Source organism: Pragia fontium DSM 5563 = ATCC 49100 (genome assembly GCF_900112475.1).
Lineage (GTDB): Bacteria > Pseudomonadota > Gammaproteobacteria > Enterobacterales > Enterobacteriaceae > Pragia > Pragia fontium.
Genome location: NZ_FOLW01000018.1, coordinates 17,793 through 30,916, shown reverse-complemented (window position 1 = coordinate 30,916; position 13,124 = coordinate 17,793). Strand labels below are relative to the sequence as shown.

At 45.0% G+C, this 13,124-nt stretch carries 10 protein-coding genes; 8 read left to right on the top strand and 2 right to left on the bottom strand.

Features of this window, described 5'->3' with window-relative positions; translation table 11 throughout:
- The first annotated feature begins 1 nt into the window (after position 1).
- The 5 genes from atpA to BMZ28_RS16440 all read left to right on the top strand — a co-directional run bounded on the left by atpA (position 2) and on the right by BMZ28_RS16440 (position 5,124).
- A complete protein-coding gene (atpA, locus tag BMZ28_RS16460; RefSeq protein WP_047779408.1) occupies positions 2–1,543 on the top strand; it encodes a F0F1 ATP synthase subunit alpha in 1,542 nt (513 codons plus the stop codon).
- A 46-nt stretch (positions 1,544–1,589) separates the two neighbouring features.
- Positions 1,590–2,453 carry a F0F1 ATP synthase subunit gamma gene (gene atpG, locus BMZ28_RS16455; RefSeq protein WP_047779409.1) on the top strand — a complete coding sequence of 288 codons (864 nt, stop codon included), beginning with the start codon at positions 1,590–1,592 and terminating at the stop codon, positions 2,451–2,453.
- A 33-nt stretch (positions 2,454–2,486) separates the two neighbouring features.
- Complete coding sequence (gene atpD / locus BMZ28_RS16450) at positions 2,487–3,866, top strand: F0F1 ATP synthase subunit beta (protein WP_047779410.1); 1,380 nt, start codon at positions 2,487–2,489, stop codon at positions 3,864–3,866.
- Between the two features lie 19 nt (positions 3,867–3,885).
- On the top strand, positions 3,886–4,308 hold the full coding sequence (locus BMZ28_RS16445) for a F0F1 ATP synthase subunit epsilon (protein ID WP_047779411.1): 423 nt from the start codon (positions 3,886–3,888) through the stop codon (positions 4,306–4,308).
- Positions 4,309–4,404: 96 nt separating this feature from the next.
- The gene (locus BMZ28_RS16440; protein ID WP_074824974.1) at positions 4,405–5,124 is read left to right on the top strand and encodes a L,D-transpeptidase family protein; all 720 of its coding nucleotides are present in this window, start codon (positions 4,405–4,407) and stop codon (positions 5,122–5,124) included.
- A 51-nt stretch (positions 5,125–5,175) separates the two neighbouring features.
- Here BMZ28_RS16440 and BMZ28_RS16435 read toward each other — a convergent pair whose 3' ends face one another.
- The gene (locus BMZ28_RS16435; RefSeq protein ID WP_074824970.1) at positions 5,176–6,069 is read right to left on the bottom strand and encodes a LysR family transcriptional regulator; all 894 of its coding nucleotides are present in this window, start codon (positions 6,067–6,069) and stop codon (positions 5,176–5,178) included.
- 398 nt (positions 6,070–6,467) lie between these two features.
- Between BMZ28_RS16435 and glmU the strand changes: the two genes are divergently transcribed.
- From glmU to betT, 3 genes are all read left to right on the top strand, one after another.
- Positions 6,468–7,838, top strand: coding sequence for a bifunctional UDP-N-acetylglucosamine diphosphorylase/glucosamine-1-phosphate N-acetyltransferase GlmU (gene glmU / locus BMZ28_RS16430; RefSeq protein WP_047779413.1), 1,371 nt, complete (start codon positions 6,468–6,470; stop codon positions 7,836–7,838).
- Positions 7,839–8,048: 210 nt separating this feature from the next.
- Positions 8,049–9,884 carry a glutamine--fructose-6-phosphate transaminase (isomerizing) gene (gene glmS / locus BMZ28_RS16425; protein ID WP_047779414.1) on the top strand — a complete coding sequence of 612 codons (1,836 nt, stop codon included), beginning with the start codon at positions 8,049–8,051 and terminating at the stop codon, positions 9,882–9,884.
- Positions 9,885–10,214: 330 nt separating this feature from the next.
- On the top strand, positions 10,215–12,215 hold the full coding sequence (gene betT / locus BMZ28_RS16420; protein WP_074824965.1) for a choline BCCT transporter BetT: 2,001 nt from the start codon (positions 10,215–10,217) through the stop codon (positions 12,213–12,215).
- A gap of 48 nt (positions 12,216–12,263) precedes the next feature.
- On the opposite strand, the gene BMZ28_RS16415 is transcribed toward betT, so the two are convergent.
- Positions 12,264–13,085, bottom strand: a complete 822-nt coding sequence (locus BMZ28_RS16415; protein ID WP_074824962.1) for an NUDIX hydrolase — start codon at positions 13,083–13,085, stop codon at positions 12,264–12,266.
- Between the last annotated feature and the right edge of the window lie 39 nt (positions 13,086–13,124).

The following is a 13,124-nucleotide window of genomic DNA, read 5'->3' as shown; positions in this document are numbered from 1 at the left end:
CATGCAACTGAATTCCACCGAAATCAGCGAACTGATCAAGCAACGCATTGCTCAGTTCAATGTAGTGAGCGAAGCTCACAATGAAGGTACTATTGTTTCCGTTAGTGACGGAATTATTCGTATTCACGGTTTAGCCGATGTTATGCAGGGTGAGATGATTGCACTGCCTGGCAACCGTTATGCGATTGCGCTGAACCTTGAACGTGACTCCGTTGGTGCGGTAGTTATGGGTCCGTACACCGATCTTGCTGAAGGCATGAAGGTTAAATGTACTGGCCGTATTCTTGAGGTTCCGGTAGGTCGTGGTTTGCTTGGTCGTGTAGTTAACACGCTGGGTGCCCCAATCGATGGTAAAGGCCCGGTTGAAAATGACGGGTTCTCTGCTGTTGAAGCTATCGCTCCTGGCGTAATTGAACGTCAGTCGGTAGACCAGCCGGTACAGACCGGTTATAAGTCTGTTGACTCCATGATTCCAATCGGCCGTGGTCAGCGTGAGCTGATTATCGGTGACCGCCAGACAGGTAAAACTGCCATGGCTATCGATGCAATCATTAACCAGCGTGACTCTGGCATTAAATGTATTTATGTGGCTATTGGCCAGAAAGCTTCAACTATCGCGAACGTTGTGCGTAAGTTAGAAGAACATAATGCATTAGCTAACACTATCGTTGTGGTTGCATCTGCATCTGAATCAGCGGCTCTGCAATATCTGGCACCGTATGCTGGATGTGCAATGGGTGAATATTTCCGTGACCGCGGTGAAGATGCTCTGATTATTTATGATGATCTGTCCAAGCAGGCCGTTGCATATCGTCAGATTTCTCTGTTATTACGTCGTCCACCTGGACGTGAAGCATTCCCTGGTGATGTGTTCTATCTCCACTCCCGTTTGCTGGAGCGTGCGGCGCGTGTTAATGCGGAATACGTTGAAGCCTTTACCAAAGGTGAAGTGAAAGGTAAAACCGGTTCTCTGACCGCTCTACCGATCATCGAAACTCAGGCGGGTGACGTTTCTGCGTTCGTACCGACTAACGTGATTTCCATTACCGATGGTCAGATCTTCCTGGAATCTAACCTGTTCAACGCAGGTATCCGCCCAGCGGTTAACCCAGGTATCTCTGTATCGCGTGTTGGTGGTGCTGCTCAGACTAAAATCATTAAAAAACTGTCCGGTGGTATCCGTACCGCGCTGGCACAGTATCGTGAACTGGCGGCGTTCTCTCAGTTTGCGTCTGATTTGGATGATGCAACGCGTAAACAGCTGAATCATGGTCAGAAAGTTACCGAATTACTGAAGCAAAAACAGTATGCTCCGATGTCAATTGCTAACCAGTCTCTGGTGCTTTTTGCAGCTGAACGTGGTTATCTGGAAGATGTTGAATTAGAAAAAATCGGTAGCTTTGAAGAGGCATTATTAGCTTATGCCGAGCGTGACCACGCTGAGCTTTTACAGCAAATCAACCAAACCGGTGGTTACAATGATGAGATCGAGGCAGGGTTTAAAGCCATCCTCGAGACTTTCAAGGCAACCCAGTCTTGGTAATACCCAACGGCCTTTAGGGGCCGTCAGGTAGTGAGGAGAAGCTTAAATGGCCGGCGCAAAAGAAATACGTAGTAAGATCGGCAGCGTACAAAATACGCAAAAGATCACCAAAGCGATGGAGATGGTTGCTGCTTCTAAAATGCGTAAATCGCAAGAACGCATGGCGGCAAGCCGTCCTTATGCTGAGATGATGCGCAAAGTGATTGGTCACCTTGCGTTGGGTAATCTTGAGTATAAGCACCCTTATCTGGATGAGCGCGAAGTTAAACGCGTTGGTTATCTGGTAGTGTCTACTGACCGTGGTTTATGTGGTGGTTTGAATATTAACTTATTCAAGAAACTGCTGAATGAAATGAAAGAGTGGAATGATAAAGGCGTTAGCGTTGATTTAGCCGTAATCGGTTCTAAAGGCGCTTCATTCTTCTCATCGGTAGGTGGAAATATTGTGGCTCAGGTCACCGGTATGGGCGATAGTCCTTCGGTATCTGAACTGATAGGCCCGGTAAAAGTTATGCTACAGGCCTATGACGAAGGTCGTTTAGACAGACTGTATGTTGCCAACAACAAGTTTGTTAACACCATGTCGCAATCACCAGAAATCGGACAGCTGTTACCATTGCCGCAGTCAGATAACGAAGATCTCAAAAATAAGTCCTGGGATTATCTATACGAGCCCGATCCGAAGGCGTTACTAGATACCTTGCTGCGCCGTTATGTCGAATCGCAGGTTTATCAAAGTGTAGTAGAAAACCTGGCCAGCGAGCAGGCCGCACGAATGGTAGCGATGAAAGCCGCAACCGATAACGGTGGTGAGCTGATTAAAGAGCTTCAGTTAGTTTATAACAAAGCGCGTCAGACCAGCATTACTCAGGAACTTACCGAGATTGTCTCGGGAGCCGCGGCGGTCTAGGGCTTGGTTTAGGAATTACGTAGAGGATTCAAGATGGCTACTGGAAAGATTATCCAGGTTATCGGCGCCGTAGTGGACGTCGAATTTCCTCAAGACGCCGTACCAAAAGTGTACGACGCGCTTGAAGTTCAGAACGATGCCAAGCTGGTGCTGGAAGTTCAACAACAGCTCGGTGGTGGTGTCGTTCGTTGTATCGCAATGGGTACTTCCGATGGCTTAAGCCGCGGTTTAAAAGTGCTTGATTTAGAACATCCTATCGAAGTACCGGTTGGTACTGCGACGCTGGGCCGTATTATGAACGTGCTCGGTCAGCCAATCGATATGAAAGGCGATATTGGTGAAGAAGAGCGTTGGGCTATTCACCGTGAAGCACCAAGTTATGAAGATTTATCTGGCGCCAATGAACTGCTGGAAACGGGTATCAAGGTTATCGACCTGATTTGTCCGTTTGCTAAAGGTGGTAAAGTTGGTCTGTTTGGTGGTGCGGGTGTAGGTAAAACCGTAAACATGATGGAGCTGATTCGTAACATTGCGACTGAGCACTCAGGTTACTCCGTATTCGCCGGTGTAGGGGAACGTACCCGTGAAGGTAATGACTTCTACCACGAAATGACCGAATCAAACGTACTGGATAAAGTATCTCTGGTTTATGGCCAGATGAACGAGCCACCAGGAAACCGTCTGCGCGTGGCGTTAACGGGTTTGACCATGGCTGAAAAATTCCGTGATGAAGGTCGTGACGTTCTGTTATTTATCGATAACATTTATCGCTATACCTTAGCCGGTACCGAAGTATCAGCACTGTTGGGGCGTATGCCATCAGCGGTAGGTTATCAGCCAACGTTAGCAGAAGAGATGGGTGTGTTGCAGGAACGTATTACTTCAACCAAAACCGGTTCAATCACTTCTGTACAAGCAGTATACGTACCAGCGGATGACTTAACTGACCCATCACCGGCAACAACCTTTGCCCACTTGGATGCTACCGTTGTATTAAGTCGTCAAATCGCCTCTCTGGGTATTTACCCTGCGGTTGACCCACTTGATTCAACCAGCCGTCAGTTGGATCCATTAGTTGTTGGTCAAGAGCACTATGATTGTGCCCGTGGCGTTCAGTCTATCCTACAGCGTTATCAGGAACTGAAAGACATCATCGCCATCCTGGGTATGGATGAATTGTCAGAAAGCGACAAACTGGTGGTATCTCGTGCTCGTAAGATTCAGCGCTTCCTGTCTCAGCCATTCTTCGTTGCTGAGGTATTTACCGGTTCTTCAGGTAAGTATGTATCGTTGAAAGATACTATCCGTGGCTTTAACGGCATCATGAATGGTGAATACGATCATCTGCCGGAGCAGGCTTTCTATATGGTTGGTTCCATTGACGAAGCTGTGGAAAAAGCCAAGAAACTGTAAGCTGCAATAGGAGGGCTACATGGCTGTATCAACTTTCCATCTGGATGTGGTGAGTGCGGAAAATAATATGTTTTCCGGCGAAGTACAAAGAATCCAGGTGACGGGTAGCGAAGGTGAATTGGGAATTTATCCTCAGCACACGCCGTTGCTCACTGCCATCAAGCCGGGCCTGATTCGTATCGTTAAGCTGAACGGTGATGAAGAGTTTATCTACCTTTCTGGTGGTATTCTTGAAGTCCAACCGACGATTGTCACCGTTTTATCTGATACGGCTATCCGCGGACAGGATCTTGATGAAGCTCGGGCAATGGAATCCAAGCGTAAAGCGGAAGAACACATCCGTAATTCGCATGGTGACGTAGATTATGCACAAGCATCCGCTGAGCTTAGTAAAGCGATTGCAAAACTGCGCGTAATTGAATTGACCAAGAAATTGATGTAATAACTTATATACGGTATTTGTTGTCACATTCGTTATAAAAAGCCAATCTGTTTACAGGTTGGCTTTTTTACTATGGGATAATAAGGATGTTACCTAATGAGAAACGTTGTTTTTGCCATTATTTTGCTGCTGATTGCCATTGTTGGCTATCTGATATATCTCAATATTTCCCAATATCTGGCAGTGACAACCAGCCCTGATGAAGAGATTGAACAACGACAGCCGATGCAGCCAGTCAAACAGATAAAATCAGGCGATCGCCTGTATATGCGGTTATTGAAAGCCGAAGATAAGTTTGAACTGTGGTTTAGTTCAGAAGGTAAACCTTATGAGCTATATAAAACCTATGTTATCTGTACCTATTCAGGCGGACTTGGCCCCAAGAAGAAAGAAGGTGACAGGAAGAGCCCGGAAGGCTTTTATTCTACTCATAGAGGGATGCTTAATCCGAATAGCCAATATCATCTCTCTTTTAATATTGGTTTCCCCAACGCCTATGATAAAGCCCACGGCTATACCGGTAGTTTCTTAATGGTTCACGGTGGCTGCGCCTCTATTGGCTGTTATGCCATGACCGATCCAGTGATAACCGAAATATATGGGCTGGTGGAACAGGCGATTGATGGCGGTCAGAAAACTATTCCTATTCATATTTTTCCGTTTGCCATGACACCACAAAAAATGAATCAGTATAAGGATTCCGCCGATTTCAATTTTTGGCAGTCGCTGAAACCTGCCTATGATTATTTTGAACAGCACCATCAAGTACCGGTAATTGAAGTTAAAAATAAACGTTATGCGGTGCGTGCTGGTTGATGTAATAAATAAACCAACAATCATCATAATCAGTCATTGCTGCATTTTTATTTACAACATGGTTTTTATTCGTTGGCTAAGAAAATCAAGAAAGCAGGTAATCCGAGCAGATAGCTGAGTATTTCGGTAATAAACCGCATTAATGGGTTGCATGATCTTTACTGTTTGCTGCGGTAATATTTCTATCAATTTTCCATTTTTCATGTCGTTATGGGTCATGAAATCAGACAAACAGACAATACCTTCTCCAGCCAGCGCAAGCTGCCTTAACGTTTCCCCACTCGATGCAGATAGGTTAGGCGTAATATGTAACAGATGGCCATTTTCATCATTAAAAGGCCAGTCGTTTAGCCGGTCTACTTGGGTAAATCCGAGTAATTGATGATGCTGAAAATCTTCAGTGCAGGTAATTGGTGGTTTATTAGCTAAATATTGTGGGCTTGCCAGTACACGCCTTTGGCTGGAGCCTAAATGTCGGGCATGTAGCGTTGAATCACGTAATTCACCAATGCGGATCGCGATATCCGTTTTGTGTTCCAGTAAATCAATAAAATGGTCGTTGGTGTTTAATTCCAGCTCAATCTGCGGATAAAGCTGCCGAAAATCGCCAATAATAGGAACAATAGAGTGGGACATAAATGGAGATGCGGCATTGATACGTAACAGCCCCGATGGCTGCTGACGGCGAATAGCCATTTGATCTTCTGCTTCATCAACAGAAGACAGAATTTTTCTGGCATGAACCAGAAAAGCTTCACCTTCTTCCGTTAATACCAATCGGCGAGTTGTACGGTTCAGTAACGATGTTTCCAGCTTATCTTCTAATCGTCCTAAAGCCCGGCTAATGCCAGAAACGGTTTGATTTAACTTAACCGAGGCTTTGGTGATGGAATGACAATCAACAACGGTAACAAAGGCCAGAAGCTCTTCAAGGGTAGTTTTCATTTTGGATTATTGACTGTTTATCAACGATAATAACTATATAGGTTTCTTCAGTGCAAAAAGCAAACAGATAGTTTAGTGCACGGTGGAATAATGAATAGAGATAGTTGGCTGGATTGCTTCTTTTTGGCTGTAACCGATATATTCTCTCTATTCTACTTACTTAATATGCGTTAAGAAAAAAGTGGTTTATCCCCTGTTATAACGCGTTATGATCGTGCCATTACATCGGAAAACTTGTCGCCGAACGCAGACAGTTTTTCGATTATTTTTCGGTAAACCTGTTTTTTCCATCAAGCCTTGTCGCATAAGGTGTTGCAGCGTTTTTTGATGAAAAATAAGTAGCAATTTTGTTGTTAAACATGTTTACTTTCGCCAATCAATTTTTTAGCAGGTTGTTTATGTCAAAGTCTCAACTTAGCGTGGTTATCCTTGCCGCAGGCAAAGGTACACGTATGTATTCTGACCTTCCTAAAGTGTTGCACCTGTTGGCTGGTAAGCCAATGGTTCAGCACGTTATCGATACTGCGTCTAAACTGGGTGCACAACAGGTTAACGTGGTTTACGGCCACGGTGGCGATCTGTTGAAACAAACTTTAGCCGGTCAGCCGATTAATTGGGTGTTACAGGCTGAACAGTTGGGAACTGGCCATGCCATGCAACAGGCTGTTCCTTATTTCGCCGATGATGAAAATATTCTGATGCTGTATGGCGATGTTCCACTTATTTCGGAAGATACGCTGCGTCGTTTGGTTGATGCCAAACCGGAAGGTGGTATTGGATTGTTGACGGTGAAACTGGACGATCCAACCGGCTATGGCCGCATTGTGCGTAAAGACGATCGTGTGGTGAGCATTGTTGAACATAAAGATGCTACTGCGGAGCAGCACAAAATCAATGAAATCAACACCGGTATTTTGGTTGCCAGCGGCAAAGATTTAAAACGCTGGTTAGGTAAGCTCAACAACAATAATGCTCAGGGTGAATATTATATTACTGACATCATTGGCTTAGCCTATGATGAAGGTCATCGTATTGAAGCCGTACACCCTTCTCGCTTAAGTGAAGTAGAAGGGGTCAATAACCGCTTGCAGCTTTCTCGTCTGGAGAGGGAATACCAGTCAGAACAGGCTGAGCGTTTATTACTGGCTGGCGTAATGTTGATAGATCCAGCCCGTTTTGATCTGCGCGGCGAGTTGGTTCACGGTCGTGATGTGGTAATCGATACTAATGTGATCGTCGAAGGTAGAGTGGTGTTAGGCGATCGTGTCCGTATTGAAAGCGGCTGTGTACTGAAAAACTGTGTGATTGGTAATGACAGTATTGTCAGTCCTTATAGCGTTATTGAAGACTCAACCCTTGGCGTTGGCTGTACCGTGGGTCCATTTGCCCGCCTACGTCCAGGCGCTGATTTGCTGGATGAAGCTCATGTTGGCAACTTTGTTGAAATCAAGAAATCGCGTTTGGGCAAGGGCTCTAAAGCCGGACATTTGTCCTATTTAGGCGATGCTGAAATTGGCGATCGGGTAAATATTGGCGCTGGTACCATTACCTGTAACTACGATGGTGCTAACAAGTTTAAAACCATTATTGGTGATGATGTGTTTGTGGGCTCTGATACGCAACTGGTGGCACCGGTTAGCGTAGCGAATGGCGCTACCATTGGTGCAGGAACCACCGTAACGCAGAATATCAATGAAAATGAGTTGGTGATTAGTCGAGTAAAGCAACGGCATATTACCGGCTGGCAGCGCCCGGTGAAGAAGAAGTAATTCATCCGATACTTATCATCCCGATTTTATCGGGATGATAAGCCAGCATCTTGTATTTTGTTTTGCTGCTACCCTTAGTTTCGTAAGAGCAACAGCAAAACATAATAATCCCCAACTCTACAGGCTCGGGGAAACCGGAAAAACCGGTATCAAAGGTCAAGGTCATCGCAGAACTGGATAAACCCAGTTCTTAAATCAGGAATAGAAACGATGTGTGGAATTGTTGGTGCAGTAGCACAACGAGATGTAGCTGAAATATTATTAGAAGGTTTACGTCGTCTGGAATACCGTGGATATGATTCAGCGGGTTTAGCGGTGGTTGATGAAGCCAATAACCTACAGCGGATTCGTCGCTTGGGTAAAGTTAAAATGCTTAGCGATGCCGTAGATGAATACCCATTATCTGGCGGTACCGGTATTGCTCATACCCGCTGGGCTACCCATGGCGAGCCTTCTGAAACTAATGCTCATCCTCACGAGTCCGGTTTTATTGCCGTGGTTCATAACGGTATTATCGAAAACTATGAATCCCTGCGTAATGAATTAGTCGCGAAAGGCTATGTATTTACTTCAGAAACCGATACTGAAGTTATCGCTCACTTAGTGCATGAAGAGCTGAAAAATAATACAGAACTTAGCCTGATTGAAGCGGTACAGCGGGTACTAAAAGTATTACGCGGCGCTTACGGTACCGTGATTATGGATCGCCGTAATCCAGATATTTTAGTGGCTGCCCGTTCTGGTAGTCCAATGGTGATTGGTTTGGGACTGGGTGAAAACTTTATTGCTTCTGACCAGTTGGCCTTATTGCCGGTAACCCGCCGCTTTATTTATCTGGAAGAAGGAGATATTGCCGAAGTTACCCGCCGTTCAGTGACTATTTTTGATAAAGCAGGCTCATTGGTGGATCGCCCATCGATAGAGTCTACCAGTCAGTATGATGCCGGTGATAAAGGCATTTACCGTCATTACATGCAAAAAGAAATTTACGAACAACCGCTGGCGATTAAAAATACCCTTGAAGGCCGTATTAGCCATGGTTTGGTTAATTTGGATGAACTGGGTCCATCAGCAACGACGCTGCTGGAAAAAGTACAGCATATTCAAATTGTTGCCTGTGGTACCTCCTATCATGCAGGTATGGTAGCTCGTTACTGGTTTGAAGCAATTGCTGGTGTACCTTGTGATATCGAAATTGCGTCAGAATTCCGCTACCGCAAGCCGGCAATGCGTAAAGGTAGTTTGCTATTAACCCTATCCCAATCTGGTGAAACGGCGGATACGCTGGCTGCTCTACGTTTATCTAAAGAGCTGGGCTATTTAGGTTCTCTGGCTATTTGTAACGTGAATGGTTCTTCGCTGGTGCGTGAATCAGACATTTCTCTGATGACCCGTGCGGGGGCAGAAATTGGCGTTGCTTCCACTAAAGCATTTACCACTCAGTTGACAGTTTTACTGCTGCTGGTTGCACGCATTGGCCGTTTACACGGTATGTCAGAACAGGCTGAACACGATATTGTTCATGCTTTGCAAGCGCTGCCTAATCGTATCGATCAGATGCTATCACTGGATAAATCCATTGAAGTATTAGCGGAAGATTTCTCAGAAAAACATCATGCTTTATTCCTGGGACGTGGCGATCAGTATCCTATCGCTATGGAAGGGGCGCTGAAGCTGAAAGAGATCTCCTATATCCATGCAGAGGCTTATGCCGCCGGAGAGCTTAAACACGGCCCATTGGCGCTGATTGATGCTGATATGCCAGTTATCGTGGTTGCACCAAATAATGAGCTGTTAGAGAAGCTGAAGTCTAATATCGAAGAAGTCCGCGCACGCGGTGGTCAACTTTACGTTTTCGCTGCGGAAGATGCTGGATTTACCAGTATGGAAGGCATGACTATTATTCCTCTACCCTACGTAGAAGAGATAGCGGCACCAATTTTCTATACCATACCGCTTCAGTTGCTTTCTTATCACGTAGCATTAATCAAAGGTACTGACGTTGACCAGCCAAGAAATTTGGCTAAGTCTGTTACCGTTGAATAATTAGTCTTTATTCAGTTAGAAAGGCCCGTTAATGGTGTAATGCGATTAACGGGCTTTTTACTTGATTTTTCTGCCAAAAATTCAGCCTTCTGACCCTCATCTATTCTCGTTATTTATTCGGCTACGTTTAACCGCTAAATAGCGGTTTTTTCTTTAAGCGGAATATTTTGCTATACTCGAGTATATTATTTTTAATTTTATTGGTTTTTTATGCTGATATAAAAATAACTGGTTTATTTTATCTTGTTGTTTTTAATAATGAAATTATTTAATAAGGAATAATTAACGCCATTACTTTTCATTGCTTTTATCATAAGGAGAAACGCGTATATGAGTCATCAGGAAGAGCCTGAATTAGCCTCCCCCCGCAGCAAAATTAATGCTCCCGTATTCTTTACTGCAGCAGTATTAATATTGCTACTGGTTCTCTATGCGGTACTAAACCCAGAGAATGCCAATTCACAATTTAGCTATGTACAGACGCATATCGTTGATAATTTTGGCTGGCTATATGTTTTAGCCGTTGCCTTAATTCTGATTTCTGTCACCTACCTGGGATTATCCCGCTACGGCAACATTAAACTGGGACCGGATCATTCCCAGCCAGATTTTAGCTATCCTTCTTGGTTTGCGATGTTGTTTTGCGCCGGCATGGGTATTGGCCTGATGTTCTTTGGCGTTGCTGAACCGGTGATGCACTATCTGGCTCCGCCAGTCGGTGATGCCGGAACCATTGAAGCCGCTAAAGAAGCCATGAAGCTGACCTTTTTCCATTGGGGACTGCATGCCTGGGCTATTTATGCCATCGTTGGCCTGATATTGGCTTTCTTTAGCTATCGCCATGGACTACCGTTGACGCTGCGCTCAGCTTTGTACCCGATTATCGGCGATCGAATCTATGGGCCGATTGGCCATGCAGTGGATGTTTTCGCCATTCTGGGTACGGTATTCGGTGTTGCTACATCAATGGGTTATGGCGTTTTACAGGTGAACTCCGGGCTGAATTACCTGTTTGATATACCGGTTAATGCAACGACCCAAGTGATTCTGATAGTGATCATTACCACCATAGCAACCCTGTCTGTTGCCAGTGGGTTAAACGGCGGATTGCGTCGCCTGTCAGAGTTAAACCTGATTTTGGCTTTCATTTTGTTGGTATTGGTAGGTGTTTTAGGCCCAACGGTATTACTCATGAAATCGTTTGTGCAGAATACTGGCTCCTATCTGTCTGAGATTGTTAGTAAAACCTTCAATATGTATGCTTACGAACCGTCTAAAGGTACCAAAGATTGGTTAGGCGGTTGGACCTTGCTGTATTGGGGATGGTGGCTGTCCTGGTCGCCTTTTGTCGGTATGTTTATTGCCAGAGTCTCTCGTGGGCGTACTATTCGACAGTTTGTTATTGGCGTGATGTTTGTACCCGCAGGTTTCACCTTATTATGGATGACATTCTTCGGTAACTCGGCAATTAATCTGATTATGAACGGCGCAACCGATCTGGCTACTGCGGTTCAGGCCGACTCCTCAGTTGCCCTGTTTAAGTTTTTAGAATATTTCCCGTTTACTCAGGTCTTGTCGATATTTGTCATGATAATGGTCATTGTTTTCTTTGTGACCTCGGCGGACTCAGGTGCAATGGTTGTTGATATGTTGGCATCCGGTGGCGATGATGATACCCCGCTCTGGCAGCGTATTTTCTGGTCGGCGCTGATGGGTGTGGTCGCTATTTCCCTGCTATTTTCCGGTGGGTTAAGCGCATTGCAAACCATGACAATAGCCTCGGCGTTGCCTTATTCAATGGTATTGCTGCTCTCGATATATGGATTGCTGAAAGCGCTACGGATAGACGCCTATAAACGAGATAGCCAGCAAACAACGACATTGGCGCCTAGCGGTAACCGTAACCCTATTCCGTGGCAGCGCAGAATTAGAAATATCGCCTATTTCCCCCGTCGCTCTCACGTAAAACGCTTTGTTGATGAAGTGGTGGCGCCGGCTATGCAGATGGTTGGAGATGAATTGCAGAAGCAAAACATCACCTCGCAGGTTGTAGAAGGCGATAATGATAAAAAGATGATTGAGGTCGATCTGGGTGAAGATTTGAACTTTACCTATGGCATAAAGCTAAGATCGTATATTCAACCGGCATTCTCTCTGCTTGATATTAAGGATGAAGATCGTAACGAAGAGCAGAAATATTATCGGGCGGAGGTCTTTTTACGGGAAGGCAGCCAAGACTATGATGTGATGGGCTGGACCAAAGAACAAATCATTAACGATATTCTCGATCAGTATGAAAAACATCTCCACTTCCTGCACTTAGTCAGATAACAAGTCATTAGCCAATATCACCGATGCTGGTGATATTGGCGCGTATGATTATGTTAAGCTCCAGACAAAAGTATGCTTGTCACAGTTGCTGTTAGGCTGATACAGCGCGGCTATTCTGCCTAATCCACCTTCAGGTAATCCTTGTCCAACTTCCTCGAGTAAATCCGCCGAAAGAATACGTCGGCGAAAGGATTTCTTCTCAATACGCTTTTCTAGCAGCTCTTCAAAAGTCTGCTGTAGCTGAGTTAAGGTAAAAGGCGTATTCAATACGTGAATAGGAAGAATGGTATAGGCGGTCTTATTTTTTAATCGCGCTCTGGCTGTTTCTATTAGCTGATGATGATCGAAAGCCAAATCTAATTCCAATGCCTGTTCGTAGGGCCACCAGCGAGCATCGGTAACGGCCTCAACAAACTCAGAGGTTGGAGAGTAGGGAATCAGCGCCATATACAGAGAGGTGACTGACCAGCCGCGGGGATCGCGAGTTTGGTTGCCGATGGTTTCAACTTGCTCCAAATGCGGGGCTGTTACCCCAGTTTTTTCCGTTAGCTTTCTTAATGCACAGGCGTGTAAATCCTGATCTTGCTGCTTATCAATAAATCCGCCGGGAAGTGCCCAAACGCCCTTAAAAGGATAGTCGCCACGCTCAACCAGCAAAATGTGCAGTTTCCCTTCAATCAAGGTAAATATGGCAATATCAATGGATAACAGCGGAATATCATAGTGATGGATACTGTAATTGTTTAAGTATTCTTGTTCTGATGAGTACATGGTTTGGATCATCCATTTACGATAAAAATTGTGCTTGCCAATATAGTGGCTATAAGCCAATAATAGAGTTAACGGAACCCGATCACAAGGTTTATCCATTATTTGTTTTATCCGGCGGAGAGATAGACTCACCGCTTA

Bases quoted from the DNA above. Each gene is read 5' to 3' on its own strand.
- atpA (WP_047779408.1), top strand. From the start codon at position 2: ATGCAACTGAATTCCACCGAAATCAGCGAACTGATCAAGCAACGCATT.
- atpG (WP_047779409.1), top strand. From the start codon at position 1,590: ATGGCCGGCGCAAAAGAAATACGTAGTAAGATCGGCAGCGTACAAAAT.
- atpD (WP_047779410.1), top strand. From the start codon at position 2,487: ATGGCTACTGGAAAGATTATCCAGGTTATCGGCGCCGTAGTGGACGTC.
- BMZ28_RS16445 (WP_047779411.1), top strand. From the start codon at position 3,886: ATGGCTGTATCAACTTTCCATCTGGATGTGGTGAGTGCGGAAAATAAT.
- BMZ28_RS16440 (WP_074824974.1), top strand. From the start codon at position 4,405: ATGAGAAACGTTGTTTTTGCCATTATTTTGCTGCTGATTGCCATTGTT.
- BMZ28_RS16435 (WP_074824970.1), bottom strand. From the start codon at position 6,069: ATGAAAACTACCCTTGAAGAGCTTCTGGCCTTTGTTACCGTTGTTGAT.
- glmU (WP_047779413.1), top strand. From the start codon at position 6,468: ATGTCAAAGTCTCAACTTAGCGTGGTTATCCTTGCCGCAGGCAAAGGT.
- glmS (WP_047779414.1), top strand. From the start codon at position 8,049: ATGTGTGGAATTGTTGGTGCAGTAGCACAACGAGATGTAGCTGAAATA.
- betT (WP_074824965.1), top strand. From the start codon at position 10,215: ATGAGTCATCAGGAAGAGCCTGAATTAGCCTCCCCCCGCAGCAAAATT.
- BMZ28_RS16415 (WP_074824962.1), bottom strand. From the start codon at position 13,085: ATGGATAAACCTTGTGATCGGGTTCCGTTAACTCTATTATTGGCTTAT.